Annotated in this window: 20 protein-coding genes and 1 pseudogene; 9 read left to right on the forward strand and 12 right to left on the reverse strand. The window is 58.1% G+C overall.

From position 1 onward, the window contains the following. The first annotated feature begins 619 nt into the window (after positions 1-619). The 6 genes and pseudogenes from AC3ZVB_RS18225 to AC3ZVB_RS18250 all read left to right on the forward strand — a co-directional run. Complete coding sequence (locus AC3ZVB_RS18225) at positions 620-916, forward strand: type II toxin-antitoxin system Phd/YefM family antitoxin (protein ID WP_490147409.1); 297 nt, start codon at positions 620-622, stop codon at positions 914-916. Then, positions 913-1,290 (forward strand): type II toxin-antitoxin system VapC family toxin, encoded by a 378-nt coding sequence (locus tag AC3ZVB_RS18230; protein WP_490147334.1) that lies wholly within the window; start codon positions 913-915, stop codon positions 1,288-1,290. Before AC3ZVB_RS18225 ends, AC3ZVB_RS18230 begins: the two co-directional genes overlap by 4 nt. 223 nt (positions 1,291-1,513) lie before the next feature. Then, positions 1,514-2,716, forward strand: coding sequence for a colicin E3/pyocin S6 family cytotoxin (locus tag AC3ZVB_RS18235; protein WP_490147335.1), 1,203 nt, complete (start codon positions 1,514-1,516; stop codon positions 2,714-2,716). Positions 2,717-2,726: 10 nt separating this feature from the next. Further along, positions 2,727-2,966: a pyocin S6 family toxin immunity protein gene (locus AC3ZVB_RS18240; RefSeq protein ID WP_490147336.1), complete on the forward strand. Its 240-nt coding sequence runs from the start codon at positions 2,727-2,729 to the stop codon at positions 2,964-2,966. Between the two features lie 102 nt (positions 2,967-3,068). Beyond that, on the forward strand, positions 3,069-3,299 hold the full coding sequence (locus tag AC3ZVB_RS18245; RefSeq protein WP_490147337.1) for a DUF7683 domain-containing protein: 231 nt from the start codon (positions 3,069-3,071) through the stop codon (positions 3,297-3,299). A 605-nt stretch (positions 3,300-3,904) separates the two neighbouring features. Next, positions 3,905-4,009, forward strand: a pseudogene (locus AC3ZVB_RS18250) (DUF6124 family protein); the annotation flags it as partial. Between the two features lie 242 nt (positions 4,010-4,251). Here the strand turns inward: AC3ZVB_RS18250 and AC3ZVB_RS18255 are convergent. The 6 genes from AC3ZVB_RS18255 to AC3ZVB_RS18280 are packed head-to-tail and all read right to left on the reverse strand — an operon-like array spanning position 4,252 to position 10,206. After that, positions 4,252-5,994 carry an ABC transporter substrate-binding protein gene (locus AC3ZVB_RS18255; protein WP_194692360.1) on the reverse strand — a complete coding sequence of 581 codons (1,743 nt, stop codon included), beginning with the start codon at positions 5,992-5,994 and terminating at the stop codon, positions 4,252-4,254. A gap of 47 nt (positions 5,995-6,041) precedes the next feature. After that, complete coding sequence (locus AC3ZVB_RS18260; protein ID WP_162440756.1) at positions 6,042-6,314, reverse strand: DUF2160 domain-containing protein; 273 nt, start codon at positions 6,312-6,314, stop codon at positions 6,042-6,044. A gap of 10 nt (positions 6,315-6,324) precedes the next feature. Next, a complete protein-coding gene (locus AC3ZVB_RS18265; RefSeq protein ID WP_162440757.1) occupies positions 6,325-7,125 on the reverse strand; it encodes a carbohydrate ABC transporter permease in 801 nt (266 codons plus the stop codon). Positions 7,126-7,133: 8 nt separating this feature from the next. After that, positions 7,134-8,000 carry a carbohydrate ABC transporter permease gene (locus AC3ZVB_RS18270; protein WP_008032762.1) on the reverse strand — a complete coding sequence of 289 codons (867 nt, stop codon included), beginning with the start codon at positions 7,998-8,000 and terminating at the stop codon, positions 7,134-7,136. Continuing rightward, positions 7,997-9,112: an ABC transporter ATP-binding protein gene (locus AC3ZVB_RS18275; RefSeq protein WP_162440758.1), complete on the reverse strand. Its 1,116-nt coding sequence runs from the start codon at positions 9,110-9,112 to the stop codon at positions 7,997-7,999. Before AC3ZVB_RS18275 ends, AC3ZVB_RS18270 begins: the two co-directional genes overlap by 4 nt. Further along, positions 9,112-10,206: an ABC transporter ATP-binding protein gene (locus tag AC3ZVB_RS18280; protein ID WP_162440759.1), complete on the reverse strand. Its 1,095-nt coding sequence runs from the start codon at positions 10,204-10,206 to the stop codon at positions 9,112-9,114. Before AC3ZVB_RS18280 ends, AC3ZVB_RS18275 begins: the two co-directional genes overlap by 1 nt. 424 nt (positions 10,207-10,630) lie before the next feature. Here AC3ZVB_RS18280 and AC3ZVB_RS18285 point away from each other — a divergent pair, with 424 nt between their 5' ends. Continuing rightward, entirely contained in the window at positions 10,631-12,478 is a 1,848-nt protein-coding gene (locus AC3ZVB_RS18285; protein ID WP_490147338.1) for a sigma-54-dependent Fis family transcriptional regulator, read from the forward strand. 218 nt (positions 12,479-12,696) lie between these two features. On the opposite strand, the gene cysS is transcribed toward AC3ZVB_RS18285, so the two are convergent. Together cysS and AC3ZVB_RS18295 are read right to left on the reverse strand one after the other, a co-directional pair. Beyond that, a complete protein-coding gene (gene cysS, locus AC3ZVB_RS18290) occupies positions 12,697-14,079 on the reverse strand; it encodes a cysteine--tRNA ligase (protein ID WP_490147339.1) in 1,383 nt (460 codons plus the stop codon). A gap of 18 nt (positions 14,080-14,097) precedes the next feature. Then, positions 14,098-15,798: a glutamine--tRNA ligase/YqeY domain fusion protein gene (locus AC3ZVB_RS18295; protein WP_490147340.1), complete on the reverse strand. Its 1,701-nt coding sequence runs from the start codon at positions 15,796-15,798 to the stop codon at positions 14,098-14,100. A gap of 266 nt (positions 15,799-16,064) precedes the next feature. Here AC3ZVB_RS18295 and AC3ZVB_RS18300 point away from each other — a divergent pair, with 266 nt between their 5' ends. Further along, positions 16,065-16,568: a peptidylprolyl isomerase gene (locus tag AC3ZVB_RS18300; protein WP_162440763.1), complete on the forward strand. Its 504-nt coding sequence runs from the start codon at positions 16,065-16,067 to the stop codon at positions 16,566-16,568. Continuing rightward, on the forward strand, positions 16,565-17,317 hold the full coding sequence (lpxH, locus tag AC3ZVB_RS18305; RefSeq protein ID WP_490147341.1) for a UDP-2,3-diacylglucosamine diphosphatase: 753 nt from the start codon (positions 16,565-16,567) through the stop codon (positions 17,315-17,317). Before AC3ZVB_RS18300 ends, lpxH begins: the two co-directional genes overlap by 4 nt. 215 nt (positions 17,318-17,532) lie before the next feature. Here the strand turns inward: lpxH and AC3ZVB_RS18310 are convergent, their stop codons facing one another. The 4 genes from AC3ZVB_RS18310 to AC3ZVB_RS18325 form a co-directional block, all read right to left on the reverse strand. Further along, positions 17,533-19,062 (reverse strand): DHA2 family efflux MFS transporter permease subunit, encoded by a 1,530-nt coding sequence (locus tag AC3ZVB_RS18310; RefSeq protein ID WP_490147342.1) that lies wholly within the window; start codon positions 19,060-19,062, stop codon positions 17,533-17,535. A gap of 186 nt (positions 19,063-19,248) precedes the next feature. Continuing rightward, on the reverse strand, positions 19,249-20,466 hold the full coding sequence (locus AC3ZVB_RS18315) for an HlyD/EmrA/EmrK family protein (protein WP_162440766.1): 1,218 nt from the start codon (positions 20,464-20,466) through the stop codon (positions 19,249-19,251). Between the two features lie 15 nt (positions 20,467-20,481). After that, a complete protein-coding gene (locus AC3ZVB_RS18320; RefSeq protein WP_490147343.1) occupies positions 20,482-21,963 on the reverse strand; it encodes an efflux transporter outer membrane subunit in 1,482 nt (493 codons plus the stop codon). Next, the gene (locus AC3ZVB_RS18325) at positions 21,960-22,433 is read right to left on the reverse strand and encodes a MarR family winged helix-turn-helix transcriptional regulator (protein WP_162437466.1); all 474 of its coding nucleotides are present in this window, start codon (positions 22,431-22,433) and stop codon (positions 21,960-21,962) included. The genes AC3ZVB_RS18320 and AC3ZVB_RS18325 overlap by 4 nt, the downstream gene beginning before the upstream one ends. Between the last annotated feature and the right edge of the window lie 135 nt (positions 22,434-22,568).

The following is a 22,568-nucleotide window of genomic DNA, read 5'->3' on the forward strand; positions in this document are numbered from 1 at the left end:
CTTGGAAAAGCGCCAAGTAACCAAACGCTCTTGCCCCTTTCGTCCGGTGCCTCGCTGGGGCTCGGCATACCCTCGCTCCGGTCCTGCTCCGTGGGCCCGCCGCGATCGGCCATCCATGGCCGTGCGCGGCTAACCCGGCATCCATGCCGGGTTGCCCACTGCGCAGAACCTGCGCTCGGCCTTACGAGGGGGCAAGAAGATCAAAAGCCAAAGCAAAGCAAAGCAAAGCAAAGCAAAGCAAAGCAACAACGCGTTTTTTCAATTCAACACCTCGCGCCATCGCAAACAGCGACCCTTCTTAGCGTCATCCAAGACGCTTCATACAGCTACCGGTATTGCACTTGTAGAATTTTTTACCTCCTATCTCCACTCCTCCAATAATGTCCGAAAGCTCTCCCTGTATTACCCGCTCTGTCCTACATCCAGTCATTATCGATTGGCATATCTTGAACAATTACTGATGGACGTCTTCGAGAAGGGAGCAGCAATGAACCGTGAGATTTTTTCCGAACTAATGGAAAGCTTTGACAAACGGGCTATCGAACGCCGAACCATCGCTTTAATTAATCAGAACCTGAGGTTTACCGAACCGGCGCCTGGGGCCTCTAAGAAGCCGGGTATTTTTGCCGCACGCAGATATTTTGGCTATATTTGTCCAGAATATGGAGGAGACATGATGATCGTCGTCCCTTTGGCCGAAGCAAAAAACAACCTGTCCAAGCTCGTCGATGATGCCGCAGCGGGGCAAATCATCACGATTGCCAAACACGGCCGCGCCCTTGCGCGGCTCGTTCCCGTAGGCAAAGCCTGCGGTAAACGTATTGGGGCAATGAAAGGCAAACTGGTTCTACCCGACGACTTCGACGCATCACTTCCAGACGAGATGCTCGATGCCTTCGAAGGCGCTAAAGAATGAGGCTTCTGCTCGATACACATATTTTGCTATGGACGCTCAGCGATGACCCAAAGCTGTCCGCAAAAGCCAGAAAGCAAATTGAGAGTGCTGCAGATGTTTACATCAGCGCAGCAACATTCTGGGAGATGGCCATAAAAGTGGGTCTTGGAAAGCTGGAGGTTGATCTGGAGGAGATCCGCCATTATTGCCTCGAAAGCGGTTTCATCGAACTGCCTGTGACATCAGAACACGCCATTGCAGTAAAGGATCTCGAACATCATCACCGGGACCCGTTCGACCGCCTCATTGTCGCTACCGCCATGACGGAGCCAATGAAACTTTTAACTGTTGATCCAATAGTTGCCAAATACACCGACCTGGCTATTTTGGTTTAGTCAGCACCCTCCTTCAGTCTCGTTTTTTCCATCGTTTTAGTGCCGCAAGTCACTAACGATCCACCTTTGCACGTCTTCTCCAGTTCGACTCGTCTTCCTATCGCAAACAAAGATCTGTCCTAACGTCATCCAAGACGCTTCCTACAGCCACGATTTGCCACGTTCGTTAACGTCGCGCAGCCCTTAACGGGGCCGTCGATGGACGTACTCACAAGGACAATCAGTGGCTGGCAAACCGGGCATTCCCCAGATTCAGAACCCGCCGTCCGGCGACGGGCATCACATCTCTTACCGCGACATGACGACTGCCGAATTGGCAGCGCGGGACGCCAGACAAAAAGCTTATGACGACATGCTCGCGAGGCAAAGGGCCTATGAGGACCGACTTCCCGTTCCCATGGAAAAGCAGGAAGTCATTCGCACTGGCTGCGTCTTCGCCAAGTCCTGCAATTTGCCGGACGCCATCATCAACTACTCGTATCCATCGGGCATGGTGCCGGTCGATAGCCTCAAGGACTACGGAGAGATCGCCTGGCTTGGGGGTCGCGAAGCGGGCGATGCCGGGCTGCTGGATCTGCAAACAATCAGCGGCAACGTCACAGCACTCGGCATCGGCCGGCTTGCACTTCGCGCGCCGACGCTCGCGGCTTCTACCCTAAGCGTCGGGGCGGTACTGGGCGCGGCCGGCGCGGCCGCGCTGGCCGGCGTAGTGGCCGTGTTTTGGACACCAAGCCTTGGTGACAGTGCGCTCTATTCCGAAGAACAGCTACGCGCCCTCAAACAAGCCCGTACGCGCGTTCGGCTGAACATCGAACAGCAGGCCGACGGCAGTCTCAAGGGTTACGGTTTTTACACGGGCAAGAACCGCGACTGGGAAATGGTCGATGTCGTGCAGTTCTCCTTGCGCGGCACCCAGCAAGTGGCGGACCTGGGGGATGGTGTAGAACTGATCTGGACTCCGGCTGAGGACGGGTCCGACATTCTTGGTATTCCGGCACTGCAAGCTGCGCCGCAAGCACCGCACATATGGGTTTATCCGCCGACGAAACTGGCCGACAGCATCATCGTCAACCCGATTCACCCGCCTGAGTACAAGGATTTCATTCTTGTGTTTCCGGTGGGGTCGGGTGTTAGGCCGGTTTATGTTGTGGTTAGCGTTCGACCAGGAGACTTCACTCATCACCCTGCGCCCAAGGGTCTAATAGCCTTTCCAGATGCCGTAAGGGTTAAATCAAAAACCTACGTCAAAGGAGGTGGTGCAGAGCGCAGACGATGGAAAGACCGAAAAGGTCGTATTTTCGAATGGGACTCTATGCATGGCACCGTCGAAATATACGATAAGCAAGGAAAACATCTAGGCGAATTCAATCCGGAAACGGGTGCTCGTCTTGAAGACGCGAAACCCGACAGAAGTACAAACAAATAAGGGATAGAAAATGCACTTATGCATTAGCGGTTTTTTATTAGATGCCAGTGAGGATGACTCAATGAAATTCGAGCTTGATGTTCCTGCACATCAGGAGAGGGAGGTTATGGCGGTGATGAAATGGAAAGGTTTCGCAGAAGGTGCCGAAGGCGAGTTTGCTCTTAGCTACATACAAATACAGCAGATCGAAAAGGTGCTCGGAACGCGATTACCCAGCAATTTGGCCTTATATATTGCCGTCGAAGCTTAGCTCGTCTGAGAATTATTTCATCACGGAGCATAGGTAATAACCCAAGGTAATTTCAGCATTTCGTTGTGAACCGCAACACGTACGGTAGTAAGCCGGATTGACATGAAAACAAAATTTTTAGTGGTGGGTGTTCCGGAAGGTGAAGATTTCCCTTCGTTTGAAAAACAGATCCCTATTGCGCTTAAGGAGCTATCGTTGATCATGGGTTGGACAAAAGACGAAGACCCATTACATGATTACCTGCTAACAGAGCAACACCTCACCGCGATAGAAAAAGCATGCTTGATCGATCTACCCAGAAATCTCAGTTTTTTCCTGACTTCATCCGGCTAACGAATATAGAAAACGGCGCTCCCAACCGTTGCCATTCAGAAGAAAAACGCCGCCGTCGCAACATGAGCGAACGCACCAGCAGTTCGAACATGGTTGTTTATCACCTGTAAATCGAAAGATCGCTGTCTTCGGCAGCTACTACAGGGGCGGAATTGACAGGTATTACCCATTATTTCATCACTGTTTAACAAGCGTGTTTAATCACCCACGAGATTACTTCTTGAAAGCTACAACACCTTGCACCCTTACCTACGAGTGATACAAAATCCGCCGGCTTGTGCGTCATATGCTTGGGTTCTATCGTTTGCCGGTCATTGAAAATCAGTGATCGGGCTTGGTAGGCCTGAAGCATCGGCGCACAGCGTCACCTCTTACTGTCCGGTATTTGGGCAGTATTTTATGGTGACCATGCGCAGGGCTCCTTCGGGAGCGCCGGTTTCGATGCCCGGTCTACCAACCTTCGTATGGTCGTCACCCTTCGTTTGGTAGCGGGGCGGTGATGACTCCTTTTAAATAGCATCGGAGTTTCATCTATGTGCAAGTTCTCACCAAATCCGCCAGACAATTATCCGGCATCCCTCCGCGAAAGCCGCGATTCAAAAACAATGAAAGGGCCAAGGCGCAATTCACTGCTCGGCATTGCACAAGTGATCATGCTAGGGGAGCTTGCGGTGAATCGCGCGCTGGACCAATTAGACCCACCTGAGTAATTGCCGTTAATCACCACATACATCGGTGCTTGTAAGCAAAGTTTGGTCGGCCGATGAAGTTTGTCGACTGAACTGGCCTCATCGCGAGCAGGCTCGCTCCTACAGTGGATCTGCAGTGCACACACACTCTGTGCATGACCCAGCCCCCGTGTGGGAGCTGGCTTGCCAGCGATTGCGGTGGAACAGACACCAACAAAAAACGGCACCTCACGGTGCCGTTCGCCTTTCAACAAACAATCAACCTACTTACGTGCATCCGCCCAGGATTTCAGCAGTTCGGTATAGCTCACGGTTTCGCCTTTAGGCTTTTCGTTCGCCAGTTTCGGTTTCGGTGCGCCCGGCTGATCGAACCAGTATTGCGCATCCCGTTCCGGGTTCATTTTCGGCCCGCACACTGTTTGCACCTTGGAGCGTTCAAGCCGCGTCATGATGGCGTCCTGGTCCTTGGCCAGGCCATCGAGCGCCTGTTGCGGGGTTTTCTCGCCGCTGGCCGCTTCGGCGATGTGGCTCCACCACAGTTGGGCCAAGCGCGGATAGTCCGGCACGTTGGTCCCGGTCGGGGTCCATTGCACGCGGGCGGGGCTGCGGTAGAACTCCACCAGGCCACCGAGTTTCGGCGCCAGGTCGGTCATGGCTTGGGAGTTGATGTCGGACTCACGAATCGGCGTCAGGCCGACGATGGTTTTCTTCAGCGAGACGGTTTTCGAGGTCACGAACTGCGCGTACAGCCACGCGGCGAGTTTCTGTTTCTCCGGTGTGGATTTGAGGAAGGTCCAGGAGCCTACGTCCTGATACCCCAGCTTCATCCCCTCTTCCCAGTACGGACCGCGTGGCGAAGGGGCCATCCGCCATTTCGGTGTGCCGTCGGCGTTCATCACCGGCAGCCCTGGCTTGGTCATGTCGGCAGTAAAGGCGGTGTACCAGAAGATCTGCTGGGCGATGTTGCCTTGGGACGGTACCGGGCCGGATTCGGAGAAAGTCATGCCCGCCGCTTCCGGTGGCGCGTAGGCCTTGAGCCAGTCGACGTATTTCTGCGTCGCGAAGACCGCAGCCGGGCCGTTGGTGTCGCCGCCTCGGGTCACGCTGGAGCCGACCGGATGGCAGTCCTCGACGCGGATGCCCCACTCGTCCACCGGTAAACCGTTGGGAATGCCTTTGTCGCCGCCACCGGCCATGGAGAACCAGGCATCGGTGAAACGCCAGCCCAGGGACGGGTCTTTCTTGCCGTAGTCCATGTGCCCGTAGATACGCTTACCGTCGATTTCCTTGACGTCTTCGCTAAAGAATTTGGCGATGTCTTCATAGGCTGACCAGTTAACCGGCACACCCAGTTCGTACCCGTACTTTTCCTTGAATTTGGCTTTCAGGTCAGGCCGCTCGAACCAGTCGGCGCGAAACCAGTAAAGGTTGGCGAATTGCTGGTCGGGCAGTTGATAGATTTTGCCGTCCGGCGCGGTGGTGAAGGAAATGCCGATGAAGTCTTTGATGTCCAGGGTTGGCGAGGTGAAATCCTTGCCTTCGTTGGCCATCAGGTCGGTGATCGATTCGGTCTTGCCGTAGCGGAAGTGTGTACCGATCAGGTCGGAGTCGTTGACCCAACCGTCATAGATGCTCTTGTCCGACTGCATCACGGTCTGCAGCTTTTCCACCACGTCGCCTTCTTGCAGCAGGTCGTGGGTCAGCTTGATCCCGGTGATCTCGGTAAAGGCCTTGGCCAGCACCTTGGACTCATATTCGTGAGTGGTCAGGGTCTCAGAAACAACCTTGATGTTCATCCCGCGGAACGGCTCGGCCGCCTTGATGAACCACTTCAGTTCCTCGAGCTGCTGCTCTGGCGTGAGGGTGGACGGTTTGAATTCGCTGCCTATCCATTTCTTCGCGGCATCTTCATAAGCATCGGCCCAAGCCGCAGCGCTCAACCCGCTGAGTGCCAGCATGGCTGCCAATGAAACGCTATGTCGCAGCTTATTGTTTTTGTCGAACATAGAGACCTCCTGTTTGATTTTCGGAGCAACATTGCCGATCGATTCGACTAGCCCCAGCGCATCACAGCCAACAGCCACACCAGGGACAACGCGGACGCCACCCAGATGCTCCAGTCGGTGACGCCGATTACCAGCAGATGCAGGTAGGCGCTGCCGAGAAGACCGATAAACAGCCGATCGCCACGGGTGGTGGCAATCGGTAGAAAACCTCGCCGCAGAACGCTCGGCGAACGCAATTCCCAGGTCGTCATGCCTACCAGAATCAGGCCAATGACGATGAAGAACGCCGCGGTGGGGACCGTCCAACTCATCCATTCCATCATCAGTTCCTCATACCCGGCCCAAGGCAAAGCCCTTGGCCACGTGGTTGCGAACAAACCAGATCACCAGCATGCCGGGCAGAATGGTCAACACCCCCGCCGCTGCCAGCACGCCCCAGTCAATGCCGGACGCCGAGACCGTTCGGGTCATCACCGCCGCAATCGGTTTGGCATTCACCGACGTCAGCGTGCGCGCCAGCAGCAGTTCGACCCAGGAAAACATGAAGCAGAAAAACGCCGTCACCCCGATGCCGGAACCAATCAGCGGAATGAAAATCTTCACGAAGAACTTGGGAAAACTGTAGCCGTCGATGTAGGCCGTTTCGTCGATCTCTTTCGGAACACCGGACATGAACCCTTCAAGAATCCACACTGCCAATGGCACGTTAAACAGGCAGTGAGCCAAGGCCACTGCGATGTGGGTGTCAAACAGGCCGATCGACGAATACAGCTGGAAAAACGGCAGCAGGAACACCGCAGGCGGCGCCATGCGATTGGTCAGCAGCCAGAAAAACAGGTGCTTGTCGCCGAGAAAACGATAGCGCGAGAACGCATAAGCTGCCGGCAACGCGACGCTCAGGGAGATCACCGTGTTGAGGCTGACGTAATACAGCGAATTGAGGTAACCGGTGTACCAGGCCGGATCAGTAAAGATCACCTTGTAATTGGCAAGGGTGAAATCCTGCGGAAACAGCGTCAGGCCGCCGAGGATTTCGGTATTGCTCTTGAACGACATGTTCAGCAGCCAGTAGATCGGTACCAGCAGGAACAGGATGTAGATGAGCAGCGGGATCAGCTTTCTTTTGCTCATGGCAGACCTCAGCGGTTGGCGTCAGAGTGAGTCATGGCGGTGTAGAACAGCCAGGACACCAACAGGATGATCAGGAAATACACCAGCGAGAAAGCCGCGGCCGGACCCAAGTCGAACTGCCCGATGGCCATTTGGGTCAGGGTCTGGCTGAGGAAGGTCGTGGCATTCCCCGGGCCGCCACCGGTTAGCACGAACGGCTCGGTGTAGATCATGAAACTGTCCATGAACCGCAGCATCACCGCAATCAACAGCACGCTCTTGAGCTTGGGCAACTGGATGTGCCGGAAGACCGCCCACGCCGACGCCCGATCAATCCGCGCCGCCTGGTAATACACATCCGGAATGGCGCGCAGGCCGGAGAAGCACAACAGCGCTACCAGGGACGTCCAGTGCCAGACGTCCATCACCAGCACCGTGACCCAGGCGTCCATGGTGTTCGCCGCGTAGTTGTAGTTGATGCCCATGGCGTTAAGGCTGGAGCCCAGCAAGCCAATGTCGGCGCGGCCGAAGATCTGCCAGATGGTGCCGACCACGTTCCACGGAATCAGCAGCGGAATCGCCAGGATGATCAGCACCAACGAGGACCAGCGGCCCTTGGTCGGCATGGTCAGGGCAATAGCAATGCCCAGCGGGATTTCGATCAGCAGCACGCAACCGGAATAGATGAACTGGCGCAGCAGCGAGTCATGCAGACGCGGATCGAGCAGTACCTGCTTGTACCAATCGGCGCCAACGAAGTAGCGGCTGGACTGGTCAAATATGTCCTGCACCGAATAGTTGACCACGGTCATCATCGGGATCACCGCGCTAAAGGCCACCAGCAAAAACACCGGCAAGACCAGCCACCACGCCTTGTTGTTCTGCACCTTGTTCATGGCTGCTCCCTGTTGTTGGCTTGCGCTGGCAACAAATAATCATCGGCATAAACCATCAACCATTGCGCCGGAAAACTGATATACGCCGTGCCTTCCGGCACCGGTTTGTCTTCGGCGAGGCGTACTTTCAACGGGGCACCGTCGAGGTTGAGCGTCATGATCTTGTAGGTGCCGAGGTCTTCGACGTGTACGACGTCGGCCCGCATGGCGTCATCAAAGGGCTCCTCCCACACATGGATAAACTCCGGGCGGATGCCGACTTTCAAAGTGTGCCATTCGGACTCGGCGATGCGCTGCAGTTGAGCGTCGGACAACGGTAGATGGGTCGACGCGAAACCCACGCCCCCCGGCTGCGGCTGCACTTCGATCAGGTTCATCCCGGGGCTGCCAATGAAGTAACCGACAAAGGTGTGGCTCGGCCGCTCGAACAATTCCCGTGGCGTACCGAACTGCACGATCTGCCCGCCATACATCACCGCGATCTTGTCGGCGAAGGTCGAGGCCTCCAGTTGATCGTGGGTGACGTAGACCATGGTGATGTTGAACTGCTCGTGGATCTGCTTGAGCTTGCGCCGCAGCTTCCATTTAAGGTGGGGGTCGATCACCGTCAGCGGCTCATCGAAGAGGATCGCGGAAACGTCATCGCGCACCAGTCCGCGCCCCATGGAGACTTTCTGTTTTTCGTCAGCGGTGAGGTTGCGCGCCTTCTTGTTCAGCAGCGCCTGCAGGTCGAGAACCTCGGCGATTTCCTGAACCTTGCTGTGGACTTTCGCCTCGCCCATGCCCTGATTACGCAGCGGGAAGGCGAGATTGTCGAACACGGTCATGGTGTCGTAGACCACAGGAAACTGGAAAACCTGGGCGATGTTGCGCTTCTCAGGCGTCAGGTCGTTGACCACTTTGTTGTCGAACAGCACCTGGCCCTGGGAAGGACTCAGCAGACCGGAAATGATGTTGAGCAAGGTCGATTTGCCGCAGCCCGAAGGTCCAAGCAGCGCGTAGGCGCCACCCTGTTCCCAGATGTGGTCCATTTCGCGAATCGCGTAATCCTCGGGACCGGTCGGCGTGCGGGTGTAGCTGTGGGCGAGGTTCTGCAATCGGATTTCGGCCATCAGGCAACCCTCGCGATACGTCGACCGGGCGCCTGGACCAGCCGCCCCTGCGCATCGAACACAAACAATTTATGGGTCGGGATATAGATGCGAATCGGCGCATCCACGTCGTATTCATGAACGCCGGGCAGGTGCAGCACCAACAGGAAATGTTCGTTGCGCACGTGCAGGAAGGTTTCCGAACCACTGATCTCGGCCACCTCGACGGTCACCGCCAGTTCCAGGTCATCGTCGTTGCTCGGCACCAGCGAGATATGGCTGGGCCGCACGCCAAAGCGGAACTCGCCCTCGCCCACCGGGCGCAGGTCGACGTTCAGCGGAAAGTGCACAAAGTTGGCGAAGCTGACTTCGTTGCCAGCGATGCGCCCCGGCATCAGGTTGATCGGCGGCTCGGAGAACAGCTCCGCCGCCAACACGGTTTGTGGCTGGTGATAGACCTCGGAAGACTTGCCGCTCTGGATCACCCGCCCCTCGTGAAGAATGGTCGTGGTGCCGCCCAGGGCCAGGGCTTCGTTAGGTTCGGTGGTGGCGTAGATGGCAATGGTGTGCCGCGCCTTGAACAGCTCGCGCATTTCCTGGCGCAGCTCTTCGCGAAGCTTGTAGTCGAGGTTGACCAGCGGCTCGTCGAACAGGATCAGCTCCGCATCCTTCACCAGTGCGCGTGCCATGGCGGTGCGCTGTTGCTGGCCGCCGGAAAGTTCGAGGGGATGGCGCTGGAGGAATTTCTCGATGCGCAGCATCTTCGCGGTTTCGAGCACTTTGCTCTGGATCATTTCGTTGGAAACACCGCCCTGGCGCAACGGCGAGGCGATGTTCTCGAACACGGTCATGGTTGGGTAGTTGATGAACTGCTGATAGACCATCGACACGTTGCGCAGGCGCACCGGGCGCTGGGTGACGTCGACACCATTCATCAGGATGCGGCCACTGTCGGGCTTGTCCAGACCGGCCATCAGGCGCATGAGGCTGGTTTTGCCGGAAAGGGTGCGACCGAGCAAAACGTTGAAGGAACCAGGTTCGAAACTCAAGCTGGCGTCGTCGATCCAGAGTTGGCCCTCGACGGTGCGGCTGACGTGTTCCAGGGTTAATGACATGGCTCGGCCTTTTTATTATTGGAGTCAAGCGACCGGAGCTACAGAGCGACATTCGTGCCAGAAATTGCAAGTGATTGATCCGCTTCAGAATCCTCTGAGACGGTGTTGATATTGCTTTCGATGCTGAACAGAAATGAACAATCGCACCTGAACAATTGAACACTTCGACCGTTGACAATGAACAATAGTGAACAACACTCTACACACCGTTTTACTGCGAAGAATGTCGAGATACACACCCTGTGCAGCAGCTGCCGAAGGCTGCGTCCGGCGGCGAAGCCGTCGTGAAATCAGGCGGCGCGGAGTGTCAGGGAAATCGCATAAACCGTTTTACGGCGACTGCGTCGCCGGAGCAGCCTTCGGCAGCTGCTACATGAATCGCGTTACTTACAACAAAAATAATAATGCTCAGAGATCGACTGCCATGGCCGCACCTGTCCAGCCGCTGTCCCACGACGCCATCATTCAGGATTCATGGTCCCGATGCCGCGCGTTTGGTCTCAATCATCAAAGCGCCCCGAAATTCGACCAACTGCCCGCCGAGGGCATTGCGCAGTTGCTCGAGAGCCAGCACTCGCTGGTGCAGACCACTCACCAGGAAGTGCTGCCGTATTACGAGAACATCCTCAGCAATTCCAACTGCCTGATCATGCTCGCCGACAATCAGGGCCAGGTGCTCACGTCCTGGGGAACTCAGCGGTTTATCGAACCGAAACTGACCCATGGCTTCAGTGCCGGCGCGAGCTGGATGGAGCGTAGCAGCGGCACCAATGCCATCGGCACCGCACTGGCGTGTGAGCAGGCCGTGCACATCGAGCACGATGAACATTTCCTCAAGGCCAACCGCTTCATGACCGGTTCCGCCGCGCCTATTTTCGATGCCGAGCGCAAAGTCATCGCGGTACTGGACGTGTCCAGCGACAGCTATTTGCCGCCCTCCCACACCCTGGGCATGGTCAAGATGATGAGCCAGACCGTGGAGAACCGGTTGATCCTTAACCTGTTCCATGGCCAGCATTTTCAACTGACCTTCAACACCGGGTTGAACAATCTGGACAGCCAATGGGCCGGGCTGTTGATTTTCGATGAGACCGGTCAGGTGCTGTCAGCCAATCGGCGGGCCGATAACTTGCTGGGCATCAGCCTATCGCGGGTCAACGTTGAAAGCCTGTTCAAGGTCTCGCTGCTGGAGCTGCTGAATCAGCCGGAAGGTCTGCCGTTCGCCCTGCAGACGTCGGGGCGCAACCGCTTTCAGTGCCTGTTGAAACGACCTAAACAAGTACCGATCCAGGCACGGCTTTTTTCCGAAGCGAAAAGCGCTGAACCCGCCGTGGCCGCACCGGCAGCGATCAGCCTGAACACCCTGCACTTCGGTGACAGCCGCGTGGAAAAGGCCGTGCGGCAGGCCGAGCGTTTGCTGGAAAAAGACATTCCACTGCTCATCCACGGTGAAACCGGGGTCGGCAAGGAAGTGTTCGTCAAAGCCCTGCACCAGGCCAGCTCTCGCAGCAAACAGGCGTTTATTGCCGTGAACTGTGCAGCGATCCCCGCCGAACTGGTGGAATCGGAGTTGTTTGGCTACGAGAAGGGAGCGTTTACGGGTGCTAACCAGAAAGGCAGCATCGGGCTGATCCGCAAGGCCGACAAGGGCACCCTCTTCCTTGATGAAATCGGCGACATGCCGTTGCCGACACAGGCTCGTTTGTTAAGGGTTTTGCAGGAACGTTGCGTGCAACCGGTGGGCAGCAGCGAGCTGTTCCCGGTGGATATACGGATTATTTCGGCGACCAACCGTTCGTTGCGCGAGCAGGTGCAATTAGGGCGGTTTCGTGAAGACCTCTATTACCGAATTGGTGGTTTGACTCTGGAATTACCGCCACTGCGCGAACGCAGCGACAAGCAGGCGCTGTTCACGCGGCTGTGGGAACAGCATCGCGAGACGTCGCAATGGGCAGGATTGAGTCGTGAGGTGATGGAGTTGTTCAGTCGTCATCCGTGGCCTGGGAATTTGCGCCAAGTCAGCAGCGTGATGCAGGTGGCGCTGGCCATGGCCGAGGAACAACCGGTGCGGCCGGAGCATTTGCCGGATGATTTTTTTGTGGACCTGGAGATGGAGCCGGTGGATTCGCCGGAGTCGCTGACGGTGGATTTGAATGATGCCGAGGATTTGAATCGGCAGTTGGCGGCGGCTGGGGGGAATATTTCGTACCTGGCGCGAAGACTTGGGGTTAGTCGTAATACCCTTTACAAGCGGTTGCGCCAGTCGGAATGACAATTTAGCCGCACTGGCAGTGGCAGCCTTGAGACCATCGCGAGCAGGCTCGCCACACAAGAGATCTGCGTCAAACCCAAGATTCAAACATGACGAAAATTAAATGTGGGAGCTAGCCTGCTGGCGATGGCATCAGGCCTGCCAACCAAGAATCCCTGGATAACCCAAAAAACAAAAACCCGCACAAAGCGGGTTTTGTTTTGCAGCGGATGACGCTATCAGTCAGCCAGACGCCAGGTCGTGCCGCCCTTGCCGTCTTCCAGCACTACGCCCATGGCGGTGAGCTGGTCGCGGATTCGGTCGGATTCGGCCCAGTCTTTGCCGGCACGCGCCGCCAGACGCGCGGCGATCAGTGCATCGACCTCAGCCGCATCAACCCGCCCTTCAGCACCTGCCTGAAGGAAGTCGTCCGCTTCAAGCTGCAACACACCCAGCACGCTGGCCAGCTCTTTCAAGCGAGCCGCCAGACCTGCCGCTGCATCGATATCGCTCTCGCGCAGACGGTTGATCTCGCGCACCATCTCGAACAGCACCGCGCAGGCTTCCGGCGTACCGAAGTCGTCGTTCATCACCTGGGTGAATCGCTCCACGAAGGCCTCACCGCCAGCCGGCACCACGCTCGGCAGGCCTTTCAGCGCGTGGTAGAAACGCTCGAGTGCGCCCTTGGCGTCCTTGAGGTTGTCTTCCGAATAGTTGATCGCGCTGCGGTAATGGCTCGACACCAACAGGTAACGCACGACTTCCGGGTGGTACTTTTCCAGCACATCGCGAATGGTGAAGAAGTTGTTCAAGGACTTGGACATCTTCTCGCCATTGATGCGAATCATGCCGCAATGCATCCACGCGTTGGCGTAGGTCTTGCCAGTGGCCGCTTCGCTCTGGGCGATTTCGTTTTCGTGGTGCGGAAATTCCAGGTCGCTACCGCCGCCATGAATGTCGAAGGTCTCGCCCAGGCAGCACGTTGACATCACCGAGCACTCGATGTGCCAGCCCGGACGGCCGTCGCCCCACGGCGAAGGCCAGCTTGGCTCGCCCGGTTTCGTGGCTTTCCACAGCACGAAGTCCAGTGGGTCCTGCTTGGACTCGTCGACTTCGATACGCGCGCCGATGCGCAGGTCTTCGATCTTCTTGCGCGACAGCTTGCCGTAGCCCATGAACTTGGCGACACGGTAATACACGTCGCCATTGCCCGGTGCGTAGGCATAACCCTTGTCGATCAGGGTCTGGATCATGCTCAGCATGCCCGGAATATGATCCGTGGCGCGCGGCTCCATGTCCGGCTTGAGGATGTTCAGGCGCGCTTCATCCTCATGCATCGCAGTGATCATGCGCTCGGTCAACGCGTCGAATGGCTCGCCATTCTCCTTCGCCCGATTGATGATCTTGTCTTCGATGTCGGTGATGTTGCGCACGTAGGTCAGGTTGTAACCGCTGAACCGCAACCAGCGGGTCACCAGGTCGAACGCGACCATGCTGCGGCCATGGCCAATGTGGCAGTAGTCGTACACGGTCATCCCGCAGACGTACATGCGCACATTGTTGCCATCCAGCGGCTTGAAGACTTCTTTGCTCTTGGTGAGCGTGTTGTAGATCGATAGCACTTTAGTCGTTTCCTAGAATCACTGGCCCCACGAATCACGCAAGGTCACGGTACGGTTGAATACCGGATGACCTGGTTTCGAGTCCTTGATATCCGCGCAGAAGTAACCTTCGCGCTCGAACTGGAAACGGTCTTCCGGCTGTGCATTGCCCAGCGAGGGTTCAGCACGACAACCGGTGAGCACTTGCAGCGATTCAGGGTTGATGTTGTCCAGGAAACTGGCGCTGTCTTCGGCCTTTTCAGGGTTCGGCGAGCGGAACAGGCGATCGTACAGACGCACTTCGCACTCGACGCTGGCAGCGGCCGGCACCCAGTGCACCACGCCTTTGACCTTGCGGCCTTCAGGGTTCTTGCCCAGTGTTTGCGGATCGTAGGAGCAACGCAGTTCGACGATGTTGCCATCGGCATCCTTGATCGCTTCGTCGGCGCGAATTACGTAGCTGCCGCGCAGGCGCACTTCGCCGTTCGGTTCCAGGCGCTTGTAGCCTTTTGGCGGCTCTTCCATGAAATCTTCACGGTCGATGTAGATTTCACGGGCGAATGGCAGCTTGCGCACGCCCAGTTCTTCTTTCTGCGGATGACGCGGCAGTTCGAGGTTCTCGACCTGGTCTTCCGGGTAGTTGGTGATCACGACCTTCAACGGATGCAGCACGCACATGGCGCGCGGCGCGTTCTGGTCGAGGTCCTGACGGATGCTGAATTCCAGCATGCCGAAATCGACCACGCCGTCGGAACGGTTGGTGCCGACCATGTCGCAGAAATTGCGGATCGACGCCGGCGTGTAGCCGCGGCGGCGGAAGCCCGACAGCGTGGACATGCGCGGATCGTCCCAACCATGAACGTGCTTCTCATCGACCAGCTGCTTGAGCTTGCGCTTGCTGGTAATGGTGTAGTTCAGGTTCAGGCGGCTGAATTCGTACTGACGCGGGTGCGCCGGTACTGGCAGAGCATCGAGGAACCAGTCGTACAGCGGACGATGACTTTCGAACTCCAGGGTGCAGATCGAGTGGGTGATGCCTTCGATGGCGTCCGACTGACCGTGGGTGAAGTCGTAGTTCGGGTAAATGCACCACTTGTCACCCGTCTGGTGGTGGTGCGCATGGCGGATGCGATACATGATCGGGTCGCGCAGGTTCATGTTCGGCGAGGCCATGTCGATCTTCGCCCGCAGCACGCGTGCGCCGTCCTGGAATTCGCCGGCATTCATGCGGGCGAACCAGTCGAGGTTTTCTTCGACGCTGCGATCACGGAACGGGCTGTTCTTGCCCGGCTCGGTCAGGGTGCCACGGTATTCCTTGGCCTGTTCCGGGCTCAGGTCATCGACGTAGGCCTTGCCGGCTTTGATCAGCTCGACGGCCCAGTCGTGCAACTGGTCGAAATACTGCGACGCGTAGCGCACTTCACCGGACCATTCGAAGCCCAGCCATTTGATGTCGCTTTCGATCGCGTCGATGTATTCCTGGTCTTCCTTGGCCGGGTTGGTGTCGTCGAAACGCAGGTGCGTGACGCCGCCAAACTCCTGGGCCAATCCGAAGTTCACGCAAATCGACTTGGCGTGGCCGATGTGCAGGTAACCGTTGGGCTCAGGCGGGAAACGAGTAACGATCTGCGTGTGCTTACCCGAGTCCAGGTCCGCCTGGATAATCGGGCGCAGGAAATTGACCGGCACGGCAGGGCCAGTCTTGGAATTCGAAACAGGTTCGACAGTGGGCTTGCTCATAGGATCCTTGAACGTACAAGTGCGCGGCCGCAGACGGGGCCTGACAAAACAAAGCCGCTATCATAGCCGAAGCTGTCAAGTGGCTGACAGAGCAGGCCCGAAAACGGCTGCATTTAATCGGATGCAAATGAAAAACAGCCTCGAAATTCACGCCTGTCGCGCTAAACTGCGCTACTTGGCCATTGCTGGCCAAACCGGTTGGGGGCTTCAAAGCCCCAAAAACCACGAATTCCCAGAAAACGCATTCTCAAAAAGAGTCTCCGATCATGACCCAAGTCAAACTGACCACCAACCATGGCGACATCGTCCTGGAACTGAACGCTGAAAAGGCACCGCTGACCGTTGCCAACTTCATCGAATACGTCAAGGCCGGCCACTACGAGAACACCGTGTTCCACCGCGTCATCGGTAACTTCATGATCCAGGGCGGCGGTTTCGAGCCAGGCATGAAAGAAAAGAAAGACAAGCGCCCAAGCATCCAGAACGAAGCCGACAACGGTCTGCCAAACGTGAAGTACAGCGTTGCCATGGCCCGCACCATGGAGCCGCATTCGGCTTCCGCCCAGTTCTTCATCAACGTGGCTGACAACAGCTTCCTGAACCACAGCGCCAAGACCACTCAGGGCTGGGGCTACGCCGTATTCGCCAAAGTGGTTGCCGGCGAAGAAGTGGTCGACAAGATCAAAGGTGTGTCCACCACCATGAAATCCGGCCACCAGGATGTACCGGCAGACGACGTGATCATCGAGAAAGCCGAGATCATTGAGTGATACTGCTGATTTCAGACTTACATCTGGAAGAGGAGCGCCCGGACATCACCCGGGCGTTTCTGGATTTGCTCGCCGGACGCGCCCGCTCGGCGAGTGCGTTGTACATTCTGGGCGACTTTTTCGAAGCGTGGATTGGCGACGATGCCATGACCCCGTTCCAGCGCTCCATCTGCCAGGCCCTGCGCGATCTCAGCGACAGCGGCACGGCCATTTTTCTGATGCACGGTAATCGCGACTTCATGCTGGGCCAGGCTTTTTGCAAACAGGCCGGCTGCACGTTGTTGAAAGACCCGAGCGTCGTGCAGTTTTACGGCGAGCCGGTGCTGTTGATGCACGGCGACAGCCTCTGCACCCGCGACGTCGGCTATATGAAGCTGCGTCGTTACCTGCGCAACCCCATCACCCTGTTTATCCTGCGGCACTTGCCCCTGAGCACCCGCCATAAGCTCGCGCGCAAGCTGCGCAGTGAAAGCACGGCCCAGGTGCGGATGAAGGCCAATGACATCGTTGATGTCACGCCTGAAGAAGTACCGCGGGTGATGCAGGCGTTTGGAGTGAAGACCTTGATTCACGGGCATACCCATCGCCCCGCCCTTCACAAGTTGCAGATTGGCGAGCAGGCGGCCAGGCGCATTGTGCTGGGAGATTGGGACCGTCAGGGCTGGGCGTTGCAGGTGGATGAGAACGGAATGGCGCTGGCGCCGTTCGACTTCGCCCCTCCACCGCAGTTGGCAGCGCCTTCTGCCTGATCGTTGCCTGATCGTTCCCACGCTCTGCGTGGGAATGCAGCCCGGGGCGCTTCGCGTCCCTTTCAAAGCCGAACGCGGAGCGTCCGTTGAGGCATTCCCACGCAGAGCGTGGGAACGATCCAAAAATCGCAGCCTTTGGCAGCTCCTACAGGAAGTACGGTGATTCTCTGTAGGAGCTGCCGAAGGCTGCGATCTTTTAAACAGGCGCCGCTAAATCAGTGGCCGGAGGCTGCAGGCCCGGCCTTCGCCGCGAACGGTGGTTTTGCCAGCCACACGAGCAGGATCAGCCCCATGAAACCCCATCCTAAAAGCGTGAAGTAATCCACGGTCGAGAGCATGTACGCCTGGCTGGTCAGCACATGATCGAGCTGCGCATACGCTGGATTACCCGCTCCGCCCAGTGAGTTCAACGCATCCCGGGTCGCCGGCTCATAGGTGGAAATGCTTTCGCTCAGGTATGCATGATGCTGGTCCGCCCGGCGAATCCAGATCCAGGTGGTCAGCGACGCCGCAAAACTACCGCCCAGGGTCCGCAGGAATGTCGCCAGACCGGCGCCATCGGCGATTTGGCTCGGTGGCAGGTCCGACATCAGAATGCTCAAGGTCGGCATGAAGAACAGCGCCACCCCGATCCCCATGAACAATTGCACCAGCGCGATGTGCTGGAAGTCCACTTCGTTGGTGAATCCGGCACGCATGAAGCAACTCAGGCCAATCGCCAGGAAGGCCAGTCCCGCCAACAGCCGCAGGTCGAATTTGTGCGCATATTTGCCGACAAACGGCGACATCAGCACCGGCAGAATGCCGATTGGCGCTACCGCCAGACCGGCCCAGGTGGCGGTGTAGCCCATCTGGGTCTGCAACCATTGCGGCAGGATCAGGTTGATCCCGAAGAACCCGGCGTACCCCAGCACCAGCACAATGGTGCCGATACGGAAATTGCGATGGGCGAACAGCCGCAGGTTGACCACCGGGTGCTGGTCAGTCATTTCCCAGATGATGAACACCGCCAGCGCAATCACCGAGATCGCGGCGCCGATGATGATGAAGTTCGATTCGAACCAATCCAGGTCATTGCCCTTGTCGAGGATCACCTGCAACGCGCCCACGCCAATGATCAGCGTGATCAGACCGACGTAGTCCATCGGTTGGCGACTGGTTTCCACCGGGCGCGCCTTGAGTTGCTGGCGCACGACCATCACCGCAAAGATCCCGATCGGCACGTTGATAAAGAAGATCCACGGCCAGCTATAGCTGTCGGTAATCCAGCCGCCGAGGATCGGGCCGGCAATCGGCGCCACTACCGTGACCATCGCCAGCAACGCCAGGGCCATGCCTCGCCTCGCGGGGGGATAGACCGCAATCAATAGCGTCTGCGTCATGGGATACAGCGGTCCGGCGACCAGGCCCTGAACGACCCGGAACAGAATCAGTTCCGGCATCGAGGTGGAGATGCCGCACAGGAACGAGGCGATGACGAAGAGAATGGTCGCCCAGAGAAACAGCTTCACTTCGCCGAAACGCCGACTGAGCCAGCCGGTCAACGGCAGCGCGATGGCGTTGCTCACCGCGAAGGAGGTGATAACCCAGGTGCCCTGCTCCGAACTCACGCCCAGGTTGCCGGAAATCGTCGGCAACGCCACGTTGGCGATGGTCGTATCGAGCACCTGCATGAAGGTCGCCAGCGACAGGCCGATGGTGCTGAGCAGCAGGCTGGGTGGCGTGAAAGACGCTTTATTGCTCATCGCAGATCCTTTGAAACATGGCGGGCGCTGCGCCCTTGTCGGAGCGAGCTTTTGTGGCGAGGGAGCTTGTCGAATCGTCGCGCCGTCCCGCTGGGTCGCGAAGCGGCCCCAAAAGCTTTACGACTGCTTCGCAGCCGAGCGGGAGCAAGCTCCCTCGCCACAAAAGCTCGTTCCCGCACGTCGGTATCAGCGCTGCGCGGTTTTGCTGACCGCAGCGCTGTTGTCGTGGATCAGTTGAGCGATCATCGCGTCGGCTTCGGCCAATTGACGGTCGTAGACATTGGTGCTGAACGAGGCCTTCTGCGGCGGCTGTTGCGCCAGCACCGGACCGCTCTGGTCACGCAGGTTCACATCGACCTGGGTCGACAGACCGACACGCAACGGATGCTTGGCCAGTTCTTCGGCATTGATGTGAATACGCACCGGCACGCGCTGGACAATCTTGATCCAGTTACCGGTGGCGTTCTGTGCCGGCAACAGGGCAAACGCGCTGCCGGTACCGGCGCCGAGGCTGTCGATGGTGCCGCTGTATTTCACGTCGCTGCCGTACAGGTCGGCTTCGATGTCCACCGGCTGGCCGATGCGCATGTCACGCAACTGGGTCTCCTTGAAGTTGGCGTCGATCCACAGTTGGTCCAGTGGAATGACCGCCATCAGCGCTGTGCCCGGCTGCACCCGTTGACCCAACTGCACGGTGCGTTTGGCCACGTACCCGGTGACCGGCGCGATCAAGGTGCTGCGTGCATTGGTCAGGTAGGCCTGACGCAGTTGGGCGGCGGCGGACATCACGTCCGGGTGCGACGACACCACGGTGTCATCCACCAGCGCGCTGGTGGTCTTGAGTTGTTGCCGGGCGTTGGCCAAGGCGTTTTGCGCCGAGGTCAGGTCGTCGCGAGCATGGGACAGTTCCTCTTGGGAAATCGCCCCGCCAGCCGCCAGATTCTTCCGGCGATTGAAATTGTCCTGCGCTTTTTGCACTTCGGCCTGTTGTGCATTGACCTGGGCTTTCATGCCGTCGACGTTGCTGTACAGACCGCGCACCTGGCGCACGGTACGCGCCAGATTGGCCTGGGCGCTTTGCAGGCCGACTTCGGCGTCGTTCGGGTCGAAGTTGATGAGCACCTGGCCTTCATGCACCAGGTCACCATCGTCCGCGCCGATGCTGACCACGGTGCCTGTGACCAGTGGGGTGATTTCCACCACGTTGCCGTTCACATAGGCATCGTCGGTGCTTTCGTTCCAGCGTCCGTAGAATTCGTGATAGCCCCACACGCCGAGTCCGACGAGGATGACCACAATCGCCAGCACCACCAGCATGATTTTGCGTTTGCGTGGATTACTGGTGTCCTGAGCGTTGTCGGGTGCTTTATCAGTGGGAGTCGCGGTGTTTTCGGCAGTGGCCATGACAAATACCTTGAATTAGTTATTCTGCGTGGCGGGGGCCGGATTGGCTGCGGTCAGGGTTTCACCCTGGAAGCCGCCGCCCAGCGCCTGCATCAGTTGGATCGACAGGTCGATTTGCTCGGCATTCAGGTTGGCCAGCTGACGCTGGGCCTGGAGCAGTTGCTGCTCGATGCTGAGCACGTCCAGGTAGTTGCCGATGCCGGAACCGTACCGCTGGACCACGGTGTTGTAAGAATCCTGGGCAATGTCGGTGGCGTGTTGCTGCGCCCCGATCTGCCGCCCGATGTCGTGCAGCTGGTTGATGGTGTCGCTGACATCACCGAGTGCTTTCACCAGGCTTTTGTTGTACTGCGCCACGGCGAGGTCGTAGTCGGCATCGCGTGAATCGAGGTCGGCACGCAGGCGCCCGCCGTCGAAAATCGGCACCGAAATCGTTGGCCCGACATTGAAGAAACGACTGGCCGAACCGAACATCGCATCGCCCAGCAACGACTCGACACCCGCCGCAGCACTCAGGTTGAGGTTGGGGTAGAACCGGGTCTTGCCGGCGTCGATGTTCTTGCTTGCCGCTTCGACGCGCCAGCGCGCCGCGACCAGGTCCGGACGGCGGCCGAGCAATTCAGCGGGCAGAACGGACGGCAAGGCCACGGCGCTGGCCTGGAGGATTTTCGGTCGGGCGATTTCATTGCCGCGATCCGGCCCTTTGCCGAGCAAGACCGCCAAGGCGATTTTGGCGCTTTTCAGGCGTTTCTCGGCGTCGATCAGGCTGGCCTGAGAACTGGCTTCCAGGCTTTCGGTTTGCTGGAACTGGTATTGGCTGTCGATGCCCGAGCTCAGACGCCGCTGACTCAGGTCGAGCATTTGCCGGGTGCGTTTGAGGTCTTCGCTGGCCAGGTCATAAACGATGTGCGCCTGACCCAGGTCGCTGTAGGCGCGGGCGATGTCGGCGGACAAGGTCAACTGCGCGGCTTGTTGATCGACCTCGGCGGCGCGGGCTTCGCCAAGCGCGGCTTCCCAGGCGTCACGCTGACCGCCCCAGAGGTCGAAGTTGTAATTGAAGGTGGCGCCGAGATTGCGCAGGGTCGAGTACGTGCCGCCCTGCCCGCTCGGGTCCTGATCCCGGGCCAGACGTGAACGGCTGACGCCGGCACTGGCATCCAGGGTCGGCATGCGCTCGGCATCGGCAGCATAAGCGGCGGCGCTGGCCTGGTGGGCGCGGGCGTCGGCGATCTGCATGTCAGGGCTGTCTTGCAGCGCTTCACGGATCAGGCCGTCCAGCTGCGGATCACCCAGGCTTTTCCACCAGTCGCTTTTCGGCCAGGCCGCCGGTGTCAGGGTAACGCCACTCAGGGATTGGCCAGCCTTGAGGGTTTTCGCATCGAGGCTTTTGCCCTCGGTGGTCAGGCCGCTGTAGTTGGCGCAACCGGCCAGAGTCATGGCGGCGAACACTAAACTCAGATGCAGGCCCAGACCGGTACGCAAGGTTTTGCTGCTCATTTGTCACCAACCCGCAGCAAGGTGATCGAGTCACCGGCTGCCACCAGGATTTTCTTCAGGATCTGCTCCAGGGTGGCCAGCTCGTCCGGCGTAATAGCGCCGGCCAGCTCGTTCATGGCTTCAGCGCCGATATGTGGCAGGCGGTCGGCAAGGTGCTGACCTTCTTCGGTCAACACCAATTGCACCTGGCGGCGATCCGCTTCTGAACGTTGGCGAGCGAGGAAACCTTTCTGTTCCAGACGATCGAGCATGCGCGTCATCGAACCGCTGTCCAGGGACAGGTGGCGGCACAGCTCGGCCGGGGTATCGACGCCGAACTGGGCCATGATGATCAGCACCTTGAACTGCGCGGCAGTGATGCCGTGAGGTTCCATGTGGGTGTCGATAATCCGGTCCTTGAGCAGCGCGGCGCGCCCGAGCAGGAGCCCGAGGTGGCAATTCTTGAAGTCGTCCGGGGTGAAATGTTTCATCTGTCCACCAATTAGCTGCCTAGGCAGAGAATGTATGTCGAGATGTTACTGCCTAGGCAGCGAATGTCAACGTAATAGTTAGGATGCTTGGTATTGGCTGGATGAGTGGCGTGCCCGTAAAAGCAAAAAGATCGC

It is taken from the genome of Pseudomonas sp. MDV22-iso1, from assembly GCF_058145095.1.